Source organism: Candidatus Accumulibacter sp. ACC005 (genome assembly GCF_907163215.1).
Taxonomy (GTDB): domain Bacteria; phylum Pseudomonadota; class Gammaproteobacteria; order Burkholderiales; family Rhodocyclaceae; genus Accumulibacter; species Accumulibacter regalis.
Genome location: NZ_CAJQUB010000012.1, coordinates 498,851 through 517,920 on the forward strand (window position 1 = coordinate 498,851; position 19,070 = coordinate 517,920).

15 protein-coding genes are annotated in these 19,070 nt (G+C 64.1%); 12 read left to right on the forward strand and 3 right to left on the reverse strand.

What is annotated here, in order from left to right; translation table 11 throughout:
• The first annotated feature begins 5 nt into the window (after positions 1-5).
• The 7 genes from QZ613_RS16065 to QZ613_RS16095 all read left to right on the forward strand — a co-directional run bounded on the left by QZ613_RS16065 (position 6) and on the right by QZ613_RS16095 (position 7,534).
• Positions 6-407 (forward strand): hypothetical protein, encoded by a 402-nt coding sequence (locus tag QZ613_RS16065; protein WP_291983183.1) that lies wholly within the window; start codon positions 6-8, stop codon positions 405-407.
• Positions 408-452: 45 nt separating this feature from the next.
• Positions 453-1,286 (forward strand): ABC-2 transporter permease, encoded by an 834-nt coding sequence (locus QZ613_RS16070; protein WP_291983185.1) that lies wholly within the window; start codon positions 453-455, stop codon positions 1,284-1,286.
• Between the two features lies 1 nt (position 1,287).
• Positions 1,288-2,139: a hypothetical protein gene (locus QZ613_RS16075; RefSeq protein WP_291983187.1), complete on the forward strand. Its 852-nt coding sequence runs from the start codon at positions 1,288-1,290 to the stop codon at positions 2,137-2,139.
• Entirely contained in the window at positions 2,136-3,047 is a 912-nt protein-coding gene (locus tag QZ613_RS16080; RefSeq protein WP_291900869.1) for an ABC transporter ATP-binding protein, read from the forward strand. The genes QZ613_RS16075 and QZ613_RS16080 overlap by 4 nt, the downstream gene beginning before the upstream one ends.
• A 199-nt stretch (positions 3,048-3,246) precedes the next feature.
• Complete coding sequence (locus QZ613_RS16085) at positions 3,247-5,229, forward strand: hypothetical protein (RefSeq protein ID WP_291983188.1); 1,983 nt, start codon at positions 3,247-3,249, stop codon at positions 5,227-5,229.
• Positions 5,230-5,233: 4 nt separating this feature from the next.
• Complete coding sequence (locus tag QZ613_RS16090) at positions 5,234-5,653, forward strand: GtrA family protein (protein WP_291983233.1); 420 nt, start codon at positions 5,234-5,236, stop codon at positions 5,651-5,653.
• 345 nt (positions 5,654-5,998) lie between these two features.
• Positions 5,999-7,534: an NAD(P)/FAD-dependent oxidoreductase gene (locus tag QZ613_RS16095; RefSeq protein WP_291900876.1), complete on the forward strand. Its 1,536-nt coding sequence runs from the start codon at positions 5,999-6,001 to the stop codon at positions 7,532-7,534.
• A 200-nt stretch (positions 7,535-7,734) separates the two neighbouring features.
• On the opposite strand, the gene QZ613_RS16100 is transcribed toward QZ613_RS16095, so the two are convergent.
• The 3 genes from QZ613_RS16100 to QZ613_RS16110 all read right to left on the reverse strand — a co-directional run bounded on the left by QZ613_RS16100 (position 7,735) and on the right by QZ613_RS16110 (position 13,459).
• A complete protein-coding gene (locus tag QZ613_RS16100) occupies positions 7,735-10,347 on the reverse strand; it encodes a DEAD/DEAH box helicase (protein ID WP_291983190.1) in 2,613 nt (870 codons plus the stop codon).
• A gap of 89 nt (positions 10,348-10,436) precedes the next feature.
• On the reverse strand, positions 10,437-11,087 hold the full coding sequence (locus QZ613_RS16105; RefSeq protein WP_291983192.1) for an HAD hydrolase-like protein: 651 nt from the start codon (positions 11,085-11,087) through the stop codon (positions 10,437-10,439).
• 41 nt (positions 11,088-11,128) lie between these two features.
• Complete coding sequence (locus tag QZ613_RS16110) at positions 11,129-13,459, reverse strand: Tex family protein (RefSeq protein ID WP_291983194.1); 2,331 nt, start codon at positions 13,457-13,459, stop codon at positions 11,129-11,131.
• 191 nt (positions 13,460-13,650) lie between these two features.
• On the opposite strand from QZ613_RS16110, the gene fliW reads away from it, so the two are divergent.
• The 5 genes from fliW (at position 13,651) to QZ613_RS16135 (ending at position 19,028) form a co-directional block, all read left to right on the forward strand.
• Positions 13,651-14,079 (forward strand): flagellar assembly protein FliW, encoded by a 429-nt coding sequence (fliW, locus tag QZ613_RS16115; RefSeq protein ID WP_291867010.1) that lies wholly within the window; start codon positions 13,651-13,653, stop codon positions 14,077-14,079.
• The gene (locus QZ613_RS16120) at positions 14,079-14,579 is read left to right on the forward strand and encodes a FecR domain-containing protein (protein WP_291867008.1); all 501 of its coding nucleotides are present in this window, start codon (positions 14,079-14,081) and stop codon (positions 14,577-14,579) included. Before fliW ends, QZ613_RS16120 begins: the two co-directional genes overlap by 1 nt.
• On the forward strand, positions 14,576-15,169 hold the full coding sequence (locus tag QZ613_RS16125) for an OmpA family protein (protein WP_291983196.1): 594 nt from the start codon (positions 14,576-14,578) through the stop codon (positions 15,167-15,169). The genes QZ613_RS16120 and QZ613_RS16125 overlap by 4 nt, the downstream gene beginning before the upstream one ends.
• The gene (locus QZ613_RS16130) at positions 15,147-17,207 is read left to right on the forward strand and encodes an adenylate/guanylate cyclase domain-containing protein (RefSeq protein WP_291983198.1); all 2,061 of its coding nucleotides are present in this window, start codon (positions 15,147-15,149) and stop codon (positions 17,205-17,207) included. Before QZ613_RS16125 ends, QZ613_RS16130 begins: the two co-directional genes overlap by 23 nt.
• A 123-nt stretch (positions 17,208-17,330) precedes the next feature.
• Positions 17,331-19,028 (forward strand): methyl-accepting chemotaxis protein, encoded by a 1,698-nt coding sequence (locus QZ613_RS16135; RefSeq protein WP_291900903.1) that lies wholly within the window; start codon positions 17,331-17,333, stop codon positions 19,026-19,028.
• The last annotated feature ends 42 nt before the right edge of the window (positions 19,029-19,070 follow it).

The following is a 19,070-nucleotide window of genomic DNA, read 5'->3' on the forward strand; positions in this document are numbered from 1 at the left end:
GTCTCATGAAAAAGATTCTTGCTTCTACTGCCCTGATTGCGGGCTTGCTTGGCAGCGGTTCCGCGTTCGCGATCGCCACGGTCATTTGTCCGGCGACCGCTGGTAGCACGGCCGCCGCCGCGGGCGCGCCGATCCCGAACGGAACGGCGGGTACGCACTACATGACGCGGCCGATCGCCGCCAAGTGCTCGGCGAATACGAATGTCGCCGGCGAGGACGGCACCTCTGGCGCGTGGTACGCCGTCGGCGCCAACTCGGTCAAGGGCAAGACCAATTTTGGCGGTCACACCAACGGCGGCGCGGTCGCCAAGACCGCTGACTGCGCTATTGCCGGCGGTTGCACGGCTGCCGAGGCGGTGACCGCCAGGGGCGTTGCCAACACGGCGGCGGCTGGTAGCGGTACTTAACGGCGCAGCTGTCCCTCGTCAAAATCAAGAAAGAGGCGCGCTTTTTTGCGCGCCTTTCGTTTGTTGGGCCTGCAAATGCTGCAGTTCTTCCTGTCTTCGTGGCGCTCCGGTTTTCGTAATCGGGTGTTTTTTGCCGTGCTCCTGCTCGGCGTGGCGCTGGTGGGCGTGGCCTATCTGTCGGCGTCGTTTTCCCCCCGGCAGCCCTTGACGGTGGCGCTCGACGTCGGCCTCTCCGGCCTGCGCGTCAGTCTCGTGCTGTTCACCATCACCCTCGTCCAGGACCTTGTCGGGCGCGAGATCGAACAGCGTTCGGTGGTCCTCACCCTGAGCTATCCAACGGACCGCTCGGCGTATCTGATCGGACGCTACTGCGGTGTCCTGGCGCTGGCCGGCGTCGCCGCGCTGATCCTCGGGCTGCTGCTGTGGATCGCGGTGATGATGTCCGGCGCCAACTACGACCAGCAGTTTCGCGTCCAGCTCGGCCTGCCCTTCTGGGTCGCCGTTTTCGGGGTATGGCTCGACATCGCCGTCGTCGCCGCTTTCACGCTGTGGATCGCGACGCTGTCGACGGTGACCATGTTGCCGCTGGCGCTCGGCGCGGTTTTCGCCATTGGCGGCCGGGCCCTGGGCGCGGTCTTCGATTTCGTGTCCCGCGGCGCCGACGGGCAGGTTGAACTCGCCGCCCGCTATGGCCCCCTGCTCGACGTCATCCGCTGGCTGTTGCCCGACCTCTCCCGGCTCGACTGGCGGGCGTGGCCGATGTACGGCCTGCTTCCCGACCTCCAGACCATGGGACTGGCGGCGGCGATGGCCATCGCCTACGCCATGCTGATGATCGGGCTGGCCATCCATGCCTTCTCGCGGCGCGAGTTTTCCTGACATGAACCGCCTGCGTGCCCACTTCGGACTCCTGCTGGCGCTTCTCGGCGTGCTCGCCTACACGCTGCTGGTGCCCGCGCTCTACGCGCGTCCGCGGCCGCCCGTCTCGCCCGAGATGGAAGTGGCCATGCCCCGCTTCGTGCAGGTTGTGATGGCGGCCGGCGACCGCTTCCTTGCCGCCAACCTGGCCGTGTTCCGCGCCCTGGTGGTGTCGACGGCAACGATGAGTGCCGAGAACTACCGCATCCTCGGCATCGTCCAGTCGGACGCCGCGTGGCTCAATCCCGCGCAGGAGGACAACTATTACATTGCCGCGGCGATCCTGCCGTGGGCCGGCGAGGTGGCTGCCGCGCAGTATATCCTCGGCCTGGCGACGGCAGCCCGCCCCTTCGATTCCGGCCCACCCTTCTACTACGCTTTCAACGAGCTGCACTTCCTGAAGAATCCGGTCGAGGCCGCCAAGTGGATGCGCATCGCCGCGCGCAACACCAGGGACGAGATGGAGCAGCTCCAGCTGCAGCAGGTCGCCGCGCTGTGGGTGAGCAAGGGAGAGGACAGGGAATTCTCGATCCGCCTGCATCGGGCCATGGCCAGGGAAACCCGGCACAAGGCCTTTGCCCGTTTCCTCGAGAAGCGGGCGGTGCGGCTCGAGAACCTGTTGTTGCTCGATCGCGCCATCGCGCGTTTCCGCGAACGGACGGGCAAGCCGCCAAGCCGCCTGCAGCAGCTGGTGGACCAGTCGCTGCTGGCGGCGATTCCGGCCGACCCCTTTGCCGTGCCCTATGGCATCGACAAGGAGGGCAAGGCCGAGCTTGTTGAACAGGGCGCCGCCGCGTCGGGGAGTGCGCCGTGAGTCAGGCCATTGCTGTCGATGCCATCCGCAAGAGCTATGCCGGCGCCTGGCGCAAGCCCGCGCGGGAGGCGCTGAAGGGGATCTCGCTGAGCATAGCGGCCGGTGAGACCTTCGGTTTCATCGGCCCCAACGGAGCCGGCAAGAGCACGCTGATCAAGATTCTGGTCGGCGCGCTGCGGCCAAGCGCGGGCAGCGCGAGCATCTTCGGCCGCGACGTGCGCGAGCCGGAGGCCCGCCGCGGGCTGGGATTCGTTCCCGAGAACCCCAGTCTGCAGGATTTCCTCAGCCCCTATGAAGTCCTGTTGATGGGCTTGCGCCTGCACGGGCTTCGTTTCAGCGACGAACGCAAGCACTGCCTGCACTGGCTGGAGCGTTTCGATCTCGCGGCGGTTGCCGACAGCCGCTTGCGCGGCTTCTCCAAAGGCATGTTGCAGCGAACGGCGTTGGCACATGCCTTGGCCATCCAGCCAAGACTATTGATTCTGGATGAGCCGCTTTCCGGTCTTGATCCGGTCGGGCGAAAGGAGGTCGTCGATATTCTCGATGAATACCGTGCCCAGGGTGGCACGCTGTTCTTTTCGTCGCACGTGCTGCACGACGTCGAGCGGATTGCCGACCGCTTCGGGCTGATCCACCGCGGGCAGTTGCTTACCATACGTTCGCCACAGGAACTCGTCGCCGACCAGGCCGACCGGTACCTGCTGCGCTATCGGGGCGGTACGCCGATAGCGCACTGTGTCGAACTGCGGCCGGGTTTGTATGGGGGGCACGCCCGCGCGGCCGAGTTGCCCGCGCTGATCGCCAAGGTTCTCGCCTGTGGCGGCGTCCTGCAGAAGGTCGAAGCCAGTGTTTCGCTCGAGACCGCTTTTTTCCGGACAATCGCGTCGGCTGATGAAAAAAGTGGCTAGGAAGGCCGTTTTCGTGTCGGCAGGTCACAATAAAGGAGGCTTTGGACTTGCCCCAGACGATGCGTGCCTTTGTTCACGGACCTTGCCCGCGGGCACCCTCATCTTGCTCACGAAGGCGTCGGATTTGCCACGGCTGCCCAGCGGTTTCCAGCGATGTGCGGTCAGCGCGGGTCGCCGCCAAGCCTGCCAGTGAACGCCAATGCAGCAGCGCCTGCGAGCGAGTAGCCCATTGACCTCTCGATCTTTGCATCGCGGCGCTGAGAGCATCTTTCTCTCGCTCATTCGATCTGCGGCAGGTCGGTACATCGACTCCGTGGTACTCGCGCTACTGGTCGCGGTAAGCTGGCTCGCCTTTCATCGCTACCAGGGGATATGGCATGACGGTGTGCTGTACGCGGGGCAGGCGATCTTTCGGCGGGATCCCCTTCCGTTTGCACAGGACCTATTCTTCGCCTACGGATCGCAGGATAGCTTTACGGCATTTACCGGGATTTATTCGCTTGCGATTCAGGAACTTGGGCTGCCAATTGCGTCCATGGCACTACTCGGGATGGCGCACTTGGCCTGGGTCGCAGCCGCCGCTTTCTTGTTGCGGGGAATCCTCAGCGGGCTCGCCTTCTGGCAGGCGCTGATCCTTCTCGCCGTGCTCCCAGCAACCTATGGATCCATGGGTATTTTCTCGTACGGCGAAACCTTCGTTACCGCGCGTATCTGGGCCGAGCCCCCGGCTCTCCTGGCCGTTGCCTGCATTTTGCGCGGCTACCGAATCGTGGCGATAGTCAGTCTGGCGTTCGCCGTTGCCATGCATCCGGTGATCGCGTTTCCCGCCGTAGTCTTCGTCTTTTTTTTCGGATTTCACGGTCGCCAACAGCTGCTTGCTTTCGCGGTTGGCCTTGCCGGATGGGCGATACTTGATGCGCTGGAGATTCGTCCGTTCGTGTATTTGACGAAGGCAATGGATCCCTTGTGGTTAAGCCTCTCGATAGAACGCAGCCCTTTTGTGTTTCTCGACCACTGGACATGGGAAGAACGCCTCGAACCCATTTTTTTTGCTCTGCTGCTTGGCACTGCTGCGCTTGTCTCGGTCGGAGAGCGCCGCGCCTTATGGTGGTCTGCTTTCGGAGTATTAATGGTTGGCATGGGTCTGGCGCTCCTAGTGGTCTTTTGGCCGAGCGTGCTCTTGATCCAAATGCAGCCTTGGCGCGTTTTGTGGTTGACAAAAATACTCGCTTTAGCAGCTGGAATGAGCTTGTTGAAGGACATGTGGTCGGTCTCGCCTTACAGTCGCCTCCTCCTTGGCGCCTTAGCCGTCTGTGCATTCACTCTTGACGCCACAAGGCTCGGTTGCGCGGTCCTCTTGTCTGCCCTAGTTATAGCCCGCTATCGATTTCGGATTGATCCGCAATTGCCACCCTGGCTTTTTCGGCTAGCCTGGTTTGCTATTTTTATAGTGGTAGGCGAGAACGTCTTTTGGGCGGTCTGGCTCTCTTGGTTTCCGATTGACTTCAACTCACCAAGTCTATCGAACCATGAAATTGTCCACCGTGTTTTCCTCGTTGCACACGACACGGGTTGGTTCGTCTTCCCGCTCGCTATGTTGGGCACTTGGTGGTTCCTCCAGCGTCGTGACTCAAGCAGTGTCCGGCTGATGTTGTTGCTGCTGTTCAGTATCTCTCTAACCTTTTTTGTTGGCTATTGGCACCGAACCAGCCGCTTGCAAGCGGCAGAAGACGAGCTCCGCGAAGTCGGGCACGCGGAACTGGCCAAAATTATTCAGCCACACCATTTGACCTACTGGGGCTCGGGTCTTAAAAACCTCTGGTTTGTTCTCCACCGCGGAAGCTATGCATCGTCTCAGCAAGCTGCCGGCGTGATATTTTCGCGACAGACGGCGATCGAGGCCGATCGCCGCCTGGCACGGTTGGAGATCCTTGGATTGCCGGATTCACGCTTTGATTGGGTGAGCAGGGCGAGCAGTGAGGCGCCGGAGTTGTTGCCCACCCTCAATGGTATCGTTCATGTCTGTCAGGATCCGATCCTGGATTTCGTCGTACTATCGCAGCAGGTGGCGGGGGCGACCCCGATGATGACGGTACGCCTGCTTTCTTCATACGGTGAATACTATCTCTACGCCTGCGAATATCTGCGTTCCTTCCCAGATCTCCCGTCCCCTGGCCATTGACGTGATGCCCATAACGCCAATCATGCGGCAATTTGCCCAATATGTATGCGTCGGTGGGCTGGCTTTCGGCGTTGATATCGCAGCGCTTTTCCTGTTAACAGAAAAAGTTGGTTTTCATTATATTTCTTCTGCCTCTATCGCATTTGTGTTAGGGTTGGCGACAAATTATATATTGTGTGTCGCGGTGGTTTTTGATTATCGAGCCCTGCAGAATCGGGCGCACGAGTTCGTGATATTTTCGCTGATCGGCGTCGCGGGCCTGCTGCTCAACAATCTGCTGATCTTCTTGTTTACCGAGTTTCTTGGATTTTACTACCTGGTGTCCAAGGCGGGAGCCGCAGTCTTCATATTGTTCTTCAATTTCTTTCTCAGGCGGTTATGGTTGTTTTCGGAAAGAAAAAAAGCGCAGCTGGACTCGCCATGAGGCATGCAATTGTGCGGGCGAAGCTTCCTCTTTCAAGACTGTTTGTTAAAGTTTGAATTTCCTCCGCTTGCGGTTGCTATTATATTTGTTCTCGCTTAATTCCGTAGCGCTTGTCCAGCGGGGTTGGCGGCCATGCCTTCACCACACTTCGCTCAGACAGGGATCGGCCTTTGGCTCTGAATCATTTGCGAGGTGCAGGTAGACTTTGTCACTGTTGAAGCCTTTGCCTTCTGCCAGTATTGTTGGATCGTATTCCTGCGGGTGGGAGCATTTTCTTGCGCAGGGGCTTTTACTGGCCAATCGTCGTGTTCTTCCACAACCAGTCTCTCCACAAATATCGATACTATGAGCAAAACCGTACTTATCATTGGTGCCGGGCCGGCTGGCCTTACCGCTGCTCTTGAGCTCCTGCGTCGCTCGACCGATTACACGCCGATCGTCGTCGAGTCGCTTGATGACGTCGGAGGTATTTCCCGCACCATCAATCACAACGGGAACCGCATGGATATTGGTGGCCACCGGTTCTTCTCGAAGTCGGATTGGGTGATGAGTTGGTGGCGAGAAATTCTCCCGGTGGCTCCTGACAAGACGGCCGATGGATTGAGCGTGATACCGGCAGCCGATCGGCATTTGCTGATCAGGCCGAGGTTGTCGCGTATTTATTTCCTTCGCAAGTTTTTCGACTACCCGATTTCGCTTAGTGCAAATACAATGCGCAATCTTGGTTTTATGCGCTTGCTTAAAATCGGTTGCAGTTACACTTTTTCATCCGTCTTCCAGCGCAAGCCAGAACGGAACCTGGAAGATTTCTTCGTCAATCGTTTCGGGAAAGAGCTTTACAGCACATTTTTCAAGGACTATACGGAGAAGGTATGGGGTGTTCCTTGCCGGGAAATCAGTCCGGAGTGGGGGGCGCAACGTATAAAGGGCCTCTCGGTCGTAAAGGCGATCAGCCATTCCTTGCGCAAGTTGGTTCGCGGGTCGGGCAACGGTGTCGCTCAAAAGGGTGTTAATACCAGTCTGATCGAGCGCTTCCTGTATCCGAAGTTCGGTCCGGGTCAGATGTGGCAGGTCGTGGCCGAAATGGTTCGCGCTGGGGGCGGCGGGATTCACCATGGAGTGAGGGTAAAGGAACTGCGTGAGGAATCCGGGCGGATCGTTGCCGTGGTCGCGGAGGACAAGCAGGGACAGGGCGTGGAGTATCGCTGTGACTTCGTGATTTCCACGATGCCTGTCAGGGACATGGTGCTGGGCCTTTCGCCGCCGGCACCAGAAGTGGTGCGGGAGGTGGCGGCGGGACTCTGCTACCGTGACTTTATCACCGTGGGGGTGCTGGTTAAAAAGCTGCGGCCGACCAGAGGAAGTCTGCGCGGTCACAAAGGCAACCTGGTGCCGGATACGTGGATCTACATCCAAGAGCCAGACGTCAAACTGGGTCGGCTGCAGCTGTTCAATAACTGGAGTCCGGCCATGGTGCGAGACGCCGATACGATTTGGCTTGGCCTGGAGTATTTCTGTCAGGAAGGTGACGAACTCTGGTGCCTAAGCGATGAGGAGATGGGGCGCTTTGCGGTAGACGAACTCGCGAGAATCGACCTGATCGACGCTGCGGATGCGCTCGATTTCAATGTCGTTCGAGTGCCCAAGGCCTACCCTGCATACTTCGGCACCTACGATCAATTTGAGGTGCTGCGCCGGCACACGGATACGATCGAAAATCTGTTTCTGGTCGGGCGAAACGGCATGCACCGGTACAACAATCAGGACCATTCCATGCTCACGGCCCGCTTGGCTGTCGAAGCGATCTTGTCTGGCTCGTGCTGTAAGGACGACATCTGGGGCGTCAACGTCGATGACGAGTACCACGAGGAGAAGAAGTAGCCTGCCGAGGAGAAGGTCGCCTTGCCTGCTCCAACGCTCGATGCAGACGATCGTCGTCTGGGGTGACGGGACCCGGGCGACGTGAGTCCATCGTCACTCATCCCTGCCGTGACCGTACGCAGGGCATGGGTCGTTGGCCACTCGCTGCTCTGAGGCTTGCTTGGTGCTGTGCTTGTACCTTGGCAGCTAGGAGATAGGTTCTATTTGCGATTGCCGAGCAGACCCAGCAGGCCCTCGGCAAGGCGTTGTATGGTCTGCCGGTCGGGCACCGGCAACCTGAGATAGCGCTCGCCGCTGGCGGGATCGGTTTTCACCAGCGCTGACTCACCTTCGCCTTTCGATGCGGCGGCGAGTTCGCCGAGTAGTTGCGCGCCGGCGGCGAAGAGTGGTGCCCAAGGATCGGAACCTCCGGGCACTGCTTCGGCCGTGGCTGCGGTCGCCGGTTCATTGGGTTCATTGGATTCATTGGATTCATTGGATTCATTGGTCGGCGCAGTGCGGTCGGCGGCGGGTGCGGTCTCGGCCTCGCTGGTTATTGCCGCTTCGTCGATTGCCAGTGCGTCGCCGGCACGTTTATCGGACTCGTCGGCTGCACCGCCGCTACCCGCGTCGTCCTCGTCGTCGCCATCCGCGGCGTTGATCGCCGCGAGCGGCGGCGTATCCTGGCCGTCGTCTTCGCTGGCGGCCTGGCCTTCGACGGCGCCGGTGGCTTTTTCGACCACCTCCATGAACTTCGACAGCCGCGTTCCCTGCAGGACGACTTCGCTTTCGCCGCCGTCGAGGACGCCGGCAAACAGCGATTGCTTGAAGGCCAGCACCGAGAGCATGCCTTCCTCGATCGTTCCGCGGGCAACGAAGTTGATCACCTGCACGCCGCGCGTCTGGCCGAGGCGGTGCACGCGACCGATGCGCTGTTCGAGTACCGCCGGATTCCACGGCAGGTCCATGTTCACGATCACCGCCGCGGCGTGTTGCAGGTTGAGGCCGACGCCGCCGGCGTCGGTACTGAGAAAGACGCGGCAGTCGGGATCGTTGTTGAAGCGGTCGATCAGCGCGCCGCGCTTGTCGCCGGGAACGCCGCCGTGGAAGAGCACGTGTTGCCAGCCACGCTCGTCGAGGCGGCGGACGATCAGCTCGTGCGTACGCAGCCACTGGCTGAAGACGACGACCTTGGCTTGCGGGTCGTCGAGGATGTCGTCGAGCAGCGTGGCCAGTTCGTCGGCCTTGTAGCCATGGTCCGTTTCGTGGTCGATCAGGAAGGTGCTGTTGCACGACATGCGCATGTTCTGCAGCGCGCAGCGCATGCGCAGCTGGTCCTTCTCGGAGAGAAAGCCCGTGTGCCGCCAGCGGTGCACGATGCGCGCCACCTGGGCGCGGTTTTCCTCGTGATGGTCGGCCTGCTGCGGGGTCATCGGCACGAACAGGGTGTTGTCGACGCGCTCGGGCAGTTGTTCGAGGACCGCCGCCTTGCGTCGCCGCAACATGATCGGGGCCAGCGTCTCGCCAATCTGTTGCAGCTTGCGGTAGCCGACGACGCGGCCGCGTTCGTCGCGCTCCTGGTGCTCGTCGAGCAGGCGCCAGGTCGGGCCGAGGCGATGCTGGTCGACGAACTGGACGATCGAGATCAGCTCCTCGAGGCGGTTTTCCAGCGGCGTGCCGGTGAGTACCAGGGCGTAGGGGCTGTCGACCCGCTTCAGCGCGCGCGCGGCGATGGTGTTCCAGTTCTTGATGCGCTGCGCCTCGTCGACGATCACCAGGTCCGGCGCCCAGGCCTGGATCAGGTCGAGGTCGCGGCCCAGGGTTTCGTAGTTGGTGATCTTGCAGAAGTCGTCCTGCGCGTAGCGCGCCTCGCGGACCGCGCGCAGGCCGCCGATGACCGTCGCCTGGCGTTCGCTGAAGCGGGCGATTTCGCGTTCCCACTGGTGCTTGAGCGAAGTCGGGCAGACCACCAGCACGCGCTCGGCAGCGAAGTGGCGCGCGAAAATCTCCATCGCCGCGATGGCCTGCACGGTCTTGCCGAGGCCCATCTCGTCGCCGATCAACGCGCGTCCGGCACGCGCGGCGAAGAGGGCGCCTTCGCGCTGGTAGGGATAGAGCCCGACCTTGAGCAGGGTCTGCAGTGCGGGGGCGTCGGCGCCGGTGGGATAGATCAGGGTGAGTGCCTTGCGGCGCGCTTCGCCATCACGAACCTCGGCGACATAGGCCAGTGCATCGTCCTGGCAGCGCAGGTCGTGACCGCTGCTGCGTACCTGATCGATGAAGGCGGGGAGGTCGGCAAAGCGCTGCGCCGACAGCTGCCAGCCACTGCCGGCGTCGAAGAGGGTACTTGCCTGCGCCTGCAGCTCGGCAGGAAAGCCGGCGCCGAGGCGCAGGCGGACGCGTCGCTGGCCGGCGTAGTCGAGAAACAGCTCGCTGAACGATTCGCGGAAACCCTGTTCGAGCGTGCGCTTGCCCGCCGCATCGGCGGTGATCCGGGCGAGGGTGAATTCGATGTGCTTGCAGGTGCCGAGGTCGTTGGTCGCGAAATCGGGGCACGAGCAGCGGTTGTCGCCGGGCTGCGCGCCGCGGATGACGACCCGGTAGCGGCGCCGGCTCTCGGGGTTGAAGACGGCGAAATCGGAAAACACCGGATCGTCGCCCAGATTCTCGAAAGCGAAAGCCTGCTCGCGGCCGAACTGGCGGCGCAAGCCCCTTTGCCAGGCGTCGGTCGGCAGGTCCGCCGGTTTGCGCTGGCGCGAGAGGCGCGGCTCGCTCGTGCTGCGGGGGGCCGCCTTGCGGCCTTTGGCGGTGCTTTGTCGGGTGGTCTTGGTCATGGCGTCGGCGGGCGTGGCGTGGTTGGCATCGGGCTGCTGCCGATTATAGTGCGGTCGTGCCGCGTTTCAGGCGGGGGTGAAGACGCGGATCATCGCGCGTTCTTTCCCTGGCCGAGGAAGCTGCCGAGTTCGTGCGCGCTGCTGAAGCGAAGGGTGTTTGTGTTCGGGAACTCGCCGTAGCCCCAGCTCACGGCCGCAAAGGGCAGCCCGTTGGCGCGCGCTGCGGCCTCGTCCTCCGGCGTGTCGCCGACATAGATGCACTTCCTCGCGTCCAGCGCCTGCTCGGCGAGGAGCCGACCGAGCATGCTGCTCTTGTCGGGCAGGCGCGGCGTTTCGCGATCGAGCGCGTAGATCCCTGCGAAGTACGGCTCCCATTGCAGGTACTGCACGATCAGGCGCGTCGGTGCGATGCGCTTGTTGGTGGCGAGAAAGCAGCGCGCGCCGCTTGCCGTCAGCGCTGCGAGCAACTCGGGGATGCCGGCGAAGACTTCGCTGGCCCGGTAGCCAGTGCTGTCGTAGTGCGCCTTGAAGTGCTCGGCGAGCGAATCGAGGAGCGCCTCGTCGCTGCTGCCGGTCAGCTCGCGCAAGGTCTCGGTGAGCGGGGGGCCGATGCGTACCGCCGCGAGGGCAATCCGCGGCGCTAGGCCTTTTTCCGCCAGCGCCTTGCCGAAAGCGTCGAGGATGGCGGCGCGTGAATCGATCAGCGTGCCGTCGAGGTCGAAAATGATGGCCTGGAACATGGTGCGATCCGATGTGGAGGGTGCCGTTAATGGTCGCGCGTTCAGCGCTTCAGGCGGGCAAAGGCGCTGGCCATCGCGCTGCCCGGTTCGGTCTGGTTTTGCTGGCGTTGGCGGGCCCGGGCGGTGACTGGCGCCGGTGCCGACGCCGAGCCTGCGCCGCCTTTCGCGCTGCCGGGAAGGTCGTCTGCCAGGCGCATGCTCAGCGCGATGCGCTGACGCGGCAGGTCCACCTCGAGCACCTTGACCTTGACCACGTCGCCGGCCTTGACGACGCTGCGCGGATCCTTGACGAACCTGTTGGCGATCGCCGAGATATGCACCAGGCCGTCCTGATGGACGCCGACGTCGACGAAGGCGCCGAAGTTGGCGACGTTGGTGACCACGCCTTCGAGGATCATCCCCGGTTGCAGGTCCTTGACGCTCTCGACGCCTTCCCTGAAAGCGGCGGTCCTGAATTCCGGGCGCGGGTCGCGGCCGGGCTTTTCGAGTTCCCTGAGGATGTCGCGGACGGTCGGCAGGCCGAACCTGTCGTCGGTGTATTTCTCCGCAACCAGCGCCTGGAGCAGGCGGCTGTCGCCGATGCAGTCGCGGATTCCCTTTTTGATGTCGGCGAGAATGCGCTCGACGAGCGGGTAGGCCTCCGGGTGTACCGCCGAACCGTCGAGCGGATTGTCGCTGTCGTTGATGCGCAGGAAGCCGGCGGCGAGCTCGAAGGTCTTGTCGCCGAGCCGCGGAACTTCGCGGAGCGCCTGGCGGTTGGCGAAGGCGCCGTGCCGGTCGCGATGGGCGACGATGTTCGCCGCCAGCGTCGCGCTCAATCCGGAGACGCGCGTCAGCAGCGGCACCGACGCCGTGTTGACGTCGACGCCGACGGCATTGACGCAGTCCTCGACGACGGCGTCGAGCGTCTTCGCCAGGCGGGTCTGGCTGACGTCGTGCTGGTACTGGCCGACGCCTATCGACTTGGGGTCGATCTTGACCAGTTCGGCGAGCGGGTCCTGCAGGCGGCGGGCGATCGAGACCGCGCCGCGCAGGCTGACGTCGACGTCCGGGAACTCGCGCGAGGCGTATTCGGACGCCGAATAGACCGAAGCGCCGGCCTCGGAAACGACGATCTTGCGCAGGCGCAGCTCGGGGTGGCGGCCGATCAGCTCGCCGGCGAGGCGGTCGGTTTCGCGCGAAGCCGTGCCGTTGCCGATACTGATCAGGTCGACCCGGTGTTTGCCGGCCAGCAGGGCCAGCTGGTGCAGCGCGCCGTCCCAGTCGCGGCGCGGTTCGTGCGGGTAGAGGGTGGCCGTTTCGAGCAGCTTGCCGGTGGCGTCGACGACGGCGACCTTGACGCCGGTGCGCAGGCCGGGGTCTAGGCCCATGGTGGCGTGCCTTCCGGCCGGTGCGGCGAGCAGCAGGTCGTGCAGGTTGGCGCCGAAAACGCGGATCGCCTCGGCTTCGGCGCGCTCGCGCAGGGCGTTCATCAGTTCCAGTTCGAGATGCAGCGAGACCTTGACGCGCCAGGTCCAGCGCACGCTGTCGGCGAGCCACCTGTCGGCCGGGCGGCCGCGGTCGACGATGGCGAAGCGCCTGGCGATGCGCGCTTCGCAGGGGTGGCTGGCGCTGGCCTTGTCCTGCTCTTCGCTGTCGAGGACCAGCGCCAGTTGCAGCATTCCCTCGTTGCGGCCGCGCAAGAGCGCCAGCGCGCGATGCGAGGGGATCGCCAGGATTGCTTCCGAGTAGGTGAAATAGTCGCGGAACTTGGCCGCTTCGTTCTCCTTGCCGGCGACGACACTGGCCCGCAGCACGCCGTGCGCTTCGAGGTGGCTGCGCAGTTCGCCGAGCAGCGCGGCGTCTTCGGAGAAACGCTCCATCAGGATCTGGCGCGCGCCGTCGAGGACGCTCCTGACGTCGGCGAAGCCGGCCTCGGCGTTGATATAGCGCTCGGCTTCGCTTTCGGGGGACAGCGTCGGGTCGGCAAACAGGGCGTCGGCGAGCGCTTCGAGGCCGGCTTCGCGGGCGATCTGCGCCTTGCTGCGCCGCTTCGGCTTGTACGGCAGATAGAGGTCTTCGAGGCGTTGCTTGGTTTCGGCGGCGTTGATCTCGGCGCTCAGCGCCGGGCTCAGCTTGCCCTGTTCCTCGATCGACGCGAGGACCGCGCGGCGTCGCTCTTCGAGCTCGCGCAAATAGACCAGGCGCTCGTCGAGCAGGCGCAACTGGATGTCGTCGAGACCGCCGGTCACCTCCTTGCGGTAGCGGGCGATGAAGGGTACGGTCGCGCCTTCGTCAAGCAGCGCGGCGGTGGCCTGGACCTGCTGTGGGCGGCAGCCGATTTCTTCGGCGATCTTTGCAGCAATACGTTGTTCGGTGGTTGTTGGTGGCATCGGTGATCGGCTGGGCTTGGCTGGCGGGAAAGACGCGCACTATGCAGAATCGGCCGGCAGAACTCAAGGATGGCAAGGCGACGGTGGCCGCGGGATCTGCCGGAGGCGCCGATCGAATTGCCGCTGCCCGGCGAATGGGGTTAAATTGCTGCTCTTGGCTGCGCGCTGCAGCAGCCGCTCAGGGGGACCTCATGAAAATCGATCTCGAACGCTTCGGGCTGAAGGATGTACCCGTCGACCCGGACACCGTATTCACTTTTGACGAGGGGCTGGCCGGTTTTGCCGACTGCACGCGCTTCAAGATTTTTCACGAGGAAGGCAAGGCGACGGTCTTCTGGCTGCAGTCGCTCGACGACCCTGATTTGAGTTTTCCGATCGTGCCGCCGCAGACGCTGGATCTGGAATACCAGATCGAACTCTCCGACGCCGACTGCGCCTTGCTCGGTCTCGATGGTGGCGATGACGCGACCGTGGCGCTGATCGTCTACCGCAACGAGGCCGAGGGCGGCAAGATCGCGGCCAATACGCGCTCGCCGATCATCCTCAACGTGAGGACCCGGCGGGGAATGCAGAAGGTTTTGCAGGACGTTCATCCGACGCTGCTCTACCGCGCGCGTTAATGGCTGCGCGCGCGAGGACCTGTGCCAGGCGGCGGGTAGCCCGCCGTTCCTCCTGGCTGGCCCTCGCGGCCGCCTTGCTGCTGCCGCTGGCCAGCGCGGGTGCGGCGGAAGTCATCCCGCCAGCCGGCACGGTCAAGCGCAGCGCGGGCGGCGTAACGATCGACCACGCTGGCCGGACACAGGCGCTGCAGGTCGGCAGCCCGGTCTTCGTCGGCGACCGCATTCGCACCGCCGGTGACGGTTCGGTCGGCGTCACCCTGGCCGACGATACCTTGCTCACCGCCGGGCCGAACAGCACGCTGCTGATCAACGAGTTCGAGTTCAATACCACCACCGAGGAGGGCAGCCTGCTGGCCACCCTGTTCAAGGGGACGCTGAGCGTGGTGAGCGGCCTGATCGCCAGGCAGGCACCGGAGAAGGTGCGTTTCAAGACACCGAACGTGGTGCTCGGCGTCAGGGGCACCGAGTTCATCATCGAAACGCGTGGAGAAGGCGAATGAGGAAAGCGGGACGCCTTTGCGGACTGGCCTTGTTGCTCAGCCTCTCCGGGTGTGCGCCGCTCTCCGATCGTGTCGTCCTGTTGCCGGGGCCGGATGGCCGCAGTGGCGCCGTGCTGGTCAGCACTGGCCAGGAAGAAAAAGTGCTCAGCGAGGCCTATGCCGACGCCCGGGTCGCTGGCGGCAGGGTGAGCATGCAGAAGACCAGCGCGGGAATGGTGCGCGATGATTACGGTGCGCTGCTCGCCATGCAGCCGGCACGGCCGCGCCTGTTCGTCGTCCATTTCGACGCCGGGACGAGCCGGCTGACGCCGGCATCGAGAGCCCTGTTGGCGGGCATTCGCAGCGAGCTGGCGACGCTGCCCGCGGGTGAGGCGGTGGTCATCGGACACACCGATCGGGTCGGCGCGGTCGACGCCAACGACCGGCTGTCGCTGCAACGCGCTGTCCTGGTGCGTGACCTGCTGGTCAGCGCCGGCATTGCGCCAGCGGCGGTTGTGGTGGTTGGGCGGGGCGAGCGTGCGCCGGCGGTGGTGACCGCCGACGAGGTCGCCGAAGCACGCAACCGCCGTGTTGAAATCAAGCTTCGCTAGGCGGCCTGGCGAATTCCGGCGTCGGCTGACGCCCTTCCTCCTGCGCTACCTGCCGGGTCTCCTGCTGCTCGGCGTACTGCTGGGGAACAGCCTGCACTATGTCGAGATTGCGCCCGTTTCCCGGCTGGAAGCGGTCCTCTACGACGCTCGTGTGCGCTTCTTCGCGCAGGCGCCCGTCGACGAAAGGATCGCCATTGTCGATATCGACGAGGCTTCGCTGGCCGAATTGGGGCGCTGGCCGTGGAACCGGGCGCGGCTGGCCGATCTGGTCGAGCGAATTTTCGCCGACTACGGCGCCTTGCTGCTGGGCATGGACGTGATCCTGGCCGAGCCGGACGAAAGTTCCGGGCTGGCTTCGCTGCAGGCGCTGGCGAGCGGCCCCCTGCGCGGCAATGGCGGCTTTGTCGCGGCGCTGGAGGGCTTGCGACCGACGCTCGATTACGACGCCCGTCTCGCCGACGTCATTCGTCGCCATGCAGTGATTCTCGGTTTTCATCTGTCCAGCGGCGCGGCTGCGGCCAGCAGTGGCGCGCTGCCGGCGCCGGTGCTCGCCGACCTTGCTCCGGCAGCTGTCGCGTCGCTCAGCCGGTGGACGGGCTACGGGGGCAACCTGCCGCTTCTCCAGCAGGCCGCCATGGGGGCCGGATTCCTCAACGCGCCGGTGGCTGGCGACGGCGTGACGCGGCGCGCCTGGCTGCTGGCGAACTACCAGGGGCAGGTCTATCCGGCGCTGTCGCTGGCCATGGCGCAGGCCTTGCTGGGCAACGCCACGCTAAAGCTGCAATTTGCCGACCAGCCACCGTGGCCGTCGGCGGGCGGCGAAGATCGGCCGGTGATCGAGGCGCTGACACTGCTCGGCGCTCGCCGCAGCCTGCGCATCGTGACCGACGGCCAGGCCGGCGTGCTGCTGCCCTTTCGCGGTGCCGAGGGGAGTTTTCCCTACTATTCGGCCGCCGACGTGCTCGCCGCCCGCCTGCCCGCCGATCGCCTGCGCGGTCGTGTCGTCCTGCTCGGGACGACCGCCCCGGGGCTCTTCGACCAGCGCGTCACCCCGCTCGGCGAGGCCTACCCGGGTGTCGAGGCGCACGCCAATCTGCTCTCGGCGCTGCTCGACGACCGCCTGCTGCAGTCACCCGCCTGGACGCCTGTCGTCGCTGCCGCTTTGCTGCTCATCGTCGGCGGCGGCCTGCTCTTCGCGCTGCCGCGGCTTTCGCCGCTCTGGGCCGGCGGCCTGACCATGGCCACGCTGCTGCTGGTTTTGCTCATCAACCTGGCCGCCTGGGCGTTCGCGCAACTGCTCCTGCCGATCGCCGCGCTTCTGTTGCTCGTCGCCGGCTTGTTCACGCTGCAGCTCTTCGTCGGCTATTTCCTCGAACAGCGCGGCAAACGACGCCTGGCGCAGCTCTTTGGCCAGTATGTCCCGCCGGAGCTGGTCGAGGAGATGAGCCGCGACCCGCAGCACTACAGCATGGCCGGGCGCAGCGCCGAGCTGAGCGTCCTGTTTGCCGACGTGCGCGGGTTCACCACCCTTGCCGAAACGCTGCCGCCGGGCGAACTGGCGCAGTTGATGAACGACTACCTGTCGGCGATGACCGACGTCATCCGTGCCCATCGCGGGACGCTCGACAAGTACATCGGCGATGCGGTCGTGGCCTTCTGGGGTGCGCCGGTCGCCGACGCTCAGCACGCGCAGCATGCCGTCGCCGCCGGCCTGGCCATGCAGGCAGCGCTGCCGCTCGTGAATCGGGAGTTTGCCGCGCGCGGCTGGCCTGCGTTGCGCATCGGCATCGGCATCAATAGCGGCAGCATGGTTGTCGGCGACATGGGGTCGCGCCATCGGCGCGCCTATACGGTGCTCGGCGACGCGGTCAATCTGGCCTCACGTCTGCAGGCATTGTCGGGTGATTACGGCGCCGGCGTGATCATCGGTGAGGCGACTCGTCGGGCTTTGGGCGACTGGCCGTGCCGCGAGCTGGACCGGGTGACGGTGCGCGGGCGCACGGCGCCCGTGGCCATCCACGAACCGCTCGCCGGGTGATCGAGTCTGCCGCCGTGGACCGGCCTGGCGGAGGTTTTTCGCCTGGCCGGCTAAAGAACGCGCAAGTTGTGTCGTAGGTACCGTAATAGCGAGACGATCGCCAATAACCAGGAGGAGCAAGATATGGGTGGAGTTGCGTGGAAGATTCGCGCCGTGATGCTGCTTCAGGTGGCGGCGGCAGCCCTGGCAGCCTGGTTGGCGAACGCTGTTCTCGGTGGCGACGTGAACGCGTGGCTGGCGACTTTCGGAGTGCTCGCCGTGTTCACGGCGCTGCTCGGCGTGCTCCTCGAGAAGAGTCTGGTCGGCCGCCTGAACGCACTGCGTGCGGTGATCGCCGGGATGTATGGCGACGGCGACCTGACCCGACGCGCAGCGGTCGAGGGCCGGGATGAAATCGCCGGCGTCGCCGAGGACTTCAATCGCCTGATCGGCAGCTTTGCGACCATCGTCGGCAAGGTCCTGTTCAATTCGGTCGAAGTGGTCAGCGCTTCCAAGCAGCTGATGGGCGACGCCAATCGTGTGGCGTCGGGTTCCAACCAGCAACGTGACGCGGCCCTGGCGACCACCGGCGCGATGGGCGAGCTGACCGAGAACATGAGCCAGGTCAGTCGGAGCGCGAGCGAAACGGCCGAGATTTCGGAGACTTCGAGCCGCCTGTCGAGCGAAGGAATGAGGATCGTACACCGCGCTTCGGCCGAAATGGAGCAGATCGCCGCTTCGGTCACCGAGTCGGCGCGGGTCGTTTGCGCACTCGGTGAGCGTTCGAAGGCGATCAGCGGCATTGTTCAGACGATTCGCGAGATCGCCGACCAGACCAATCTGCTGGCGCTCAATGCGGCGATCGAGGCGGCTCGCGCGGGTGATCAGGGACGTGGATTCGCGGTCGTCGCCGACGAGGTGCGCAAGCTCGCCGAACGAACATCGAAAGCCACTGGCGAAATCAGCCAGATGATTGCGGCGATTCAGGGCGAGACGCAGAGTGCGATCGCGAGCATCGAAGCCGGTAGCGGGCAGGCGCGCAATGGCGCCGAGCTGGCGCAGCAGGCGGCGCAGTCGCTGGAGAGCATCAACAGCGGCGCCCGGGCAACGATGGAGAAGGTGGATTCGATTGCCGCCGCCGTGGCTCAGCAGAGTCGTACCGGGCAGAGCATCGCCGACCATGTACGGCGGATCAAGGACATGGCCGACGCCAACAACGCGGTCGCCGCCGAGACGCTGGTCGCCGTCGATCATGTCGAATGTCTGGCCGAGAATCTGCGCGAAATCAGCAACGTCTTCAGGCTCGGCCCGGCCGGCGACGAGGCCTTGGCCACGCACGCCAGAATGCCGGCCATCGTCAGGCAGGCGGCGCTCGGCGTTGCCCGGGTCTTCGACAGGGCGGTCGATGCGGGAAAGATCAAGATCGACGATCTTTTCGACGACCGCTACCAGCCGATTGCCAACACGCGGCCGCAGAAGTTCAAGACGCGCTTCGACGACTTTACCGATCAGAACCTGCCTGCCGTGCAGGAGGCCCTGCTCGAGCAGTGCAAGTCGGCGGTGTACGCGATCTGCATCGACCGCAACGCCTACGTGCCGACCCACAACCGGAAATTCTCGCAGCCATTGACCGGCAACGAAAAGATCGATTTCGTGAATAGCCGCAGCAAGCGCCTGTTCGACGATCCGGTGGGCAAGCGCTGCGGGGCGCACGAGCAAGCCTTCCTGCTGCAAACCTATCGTCGCGACACGGGTGAAGTAATGCACGACATCTCGGCGCCGATCTACGTCAAGGGCCGACATTGGGGCGGGTTCCGCATCGGCTACAAGACCGAGGTCTGAGTTGGCAGGCGGCTGCCGCTGGCCCCTGGCCGCGCATGACGA

Bases quoted from the DNA above. Each gene is read 5' to 3' on its own strand.
- QZ613_RS16075 (WP_291983187.1), top strand. From the start codon at position 1,288: ATGAACCGCCTGCGTGCCCACTTCGGACTCCTGCTGGCGCTTCTCGGC.
- QZ613_RS16120 (WP_291867008.1), top strand. From the start codon at position 14,079: ATGGCTGCGCGCGCGAGGACCTGTGCCAGGCGGCGGGTAGCCCGCCGT.
- QZ613_RS16065 (WP_291983183.1), top strand. From the start codon at position 6: ATGAAAAAGATTCTTGCTTCTACTGCCCTGATTGCGGGCTTGCTTGGC.
- QZ613_RS16110 (WP_291983194.1), bottom strand. From the start codon at position 13,459: ATGCCACCAACAACCACCGAACAACGTATTGCTGCAAAGATCGCCGAA.
- QZ613_RS16090 (WP_291983233.1), top strand. From the start codon at position 5,234: ATGCCCATAACGCCAATCATGCGGCAATTTGCCCAATATGTATGCGTC.
- QZ613_RS16095 (WP_291900876.1), top strand. From the start codon at position 5,999: ATGAGCAAAACCGTACTTATCATTGGTGCCGGGCCGGCTGGCCTTACC.
- QZ613_RS16105 (WP_291983192.1), bottom strand. From the start codon at position 11,087: ATGTTCCAGGCCATCATTTTCGACCTCGACGGCACGCTGATCGATTCA.
- QZ613_RS16135 (WP_291900903.1), top strand. From the start codon at position 17,331: ATGGGTGGAGTTGCGTGGAAGATTCGCGCCGTGATGCTGCTTCAGGTG.
- QZ613_RS16125 (WP_291983196.1), top strand. From the start codon at position 14,576: ATGAGGAAAGCGGGACGCCTTTGCGGACTGGCCTTGTTGCTCAGCCTC.
- fliW (WP_291867010.1), top strand. From the start codon at position 13,651: ATGAAAATCGATCTCGAACGCTTCGGGCTGAAGGATGTACCCGTCGAC.
- QZ613_RS16085 (WP_291983188.1), top strand. From the start codon at position 3,247: ATGCAGCAGCGCCTGCGAGCGAGTAGCCCATTGACCTCTCGATCTTTG.
- QZ613_RS16100 (WP_291983190.1), bottom strand. From the start codon at position 10,347: ATGACCAAGACCACCCGACAAAGCACCGCCAAAGGCCGCAAGGCGGCC.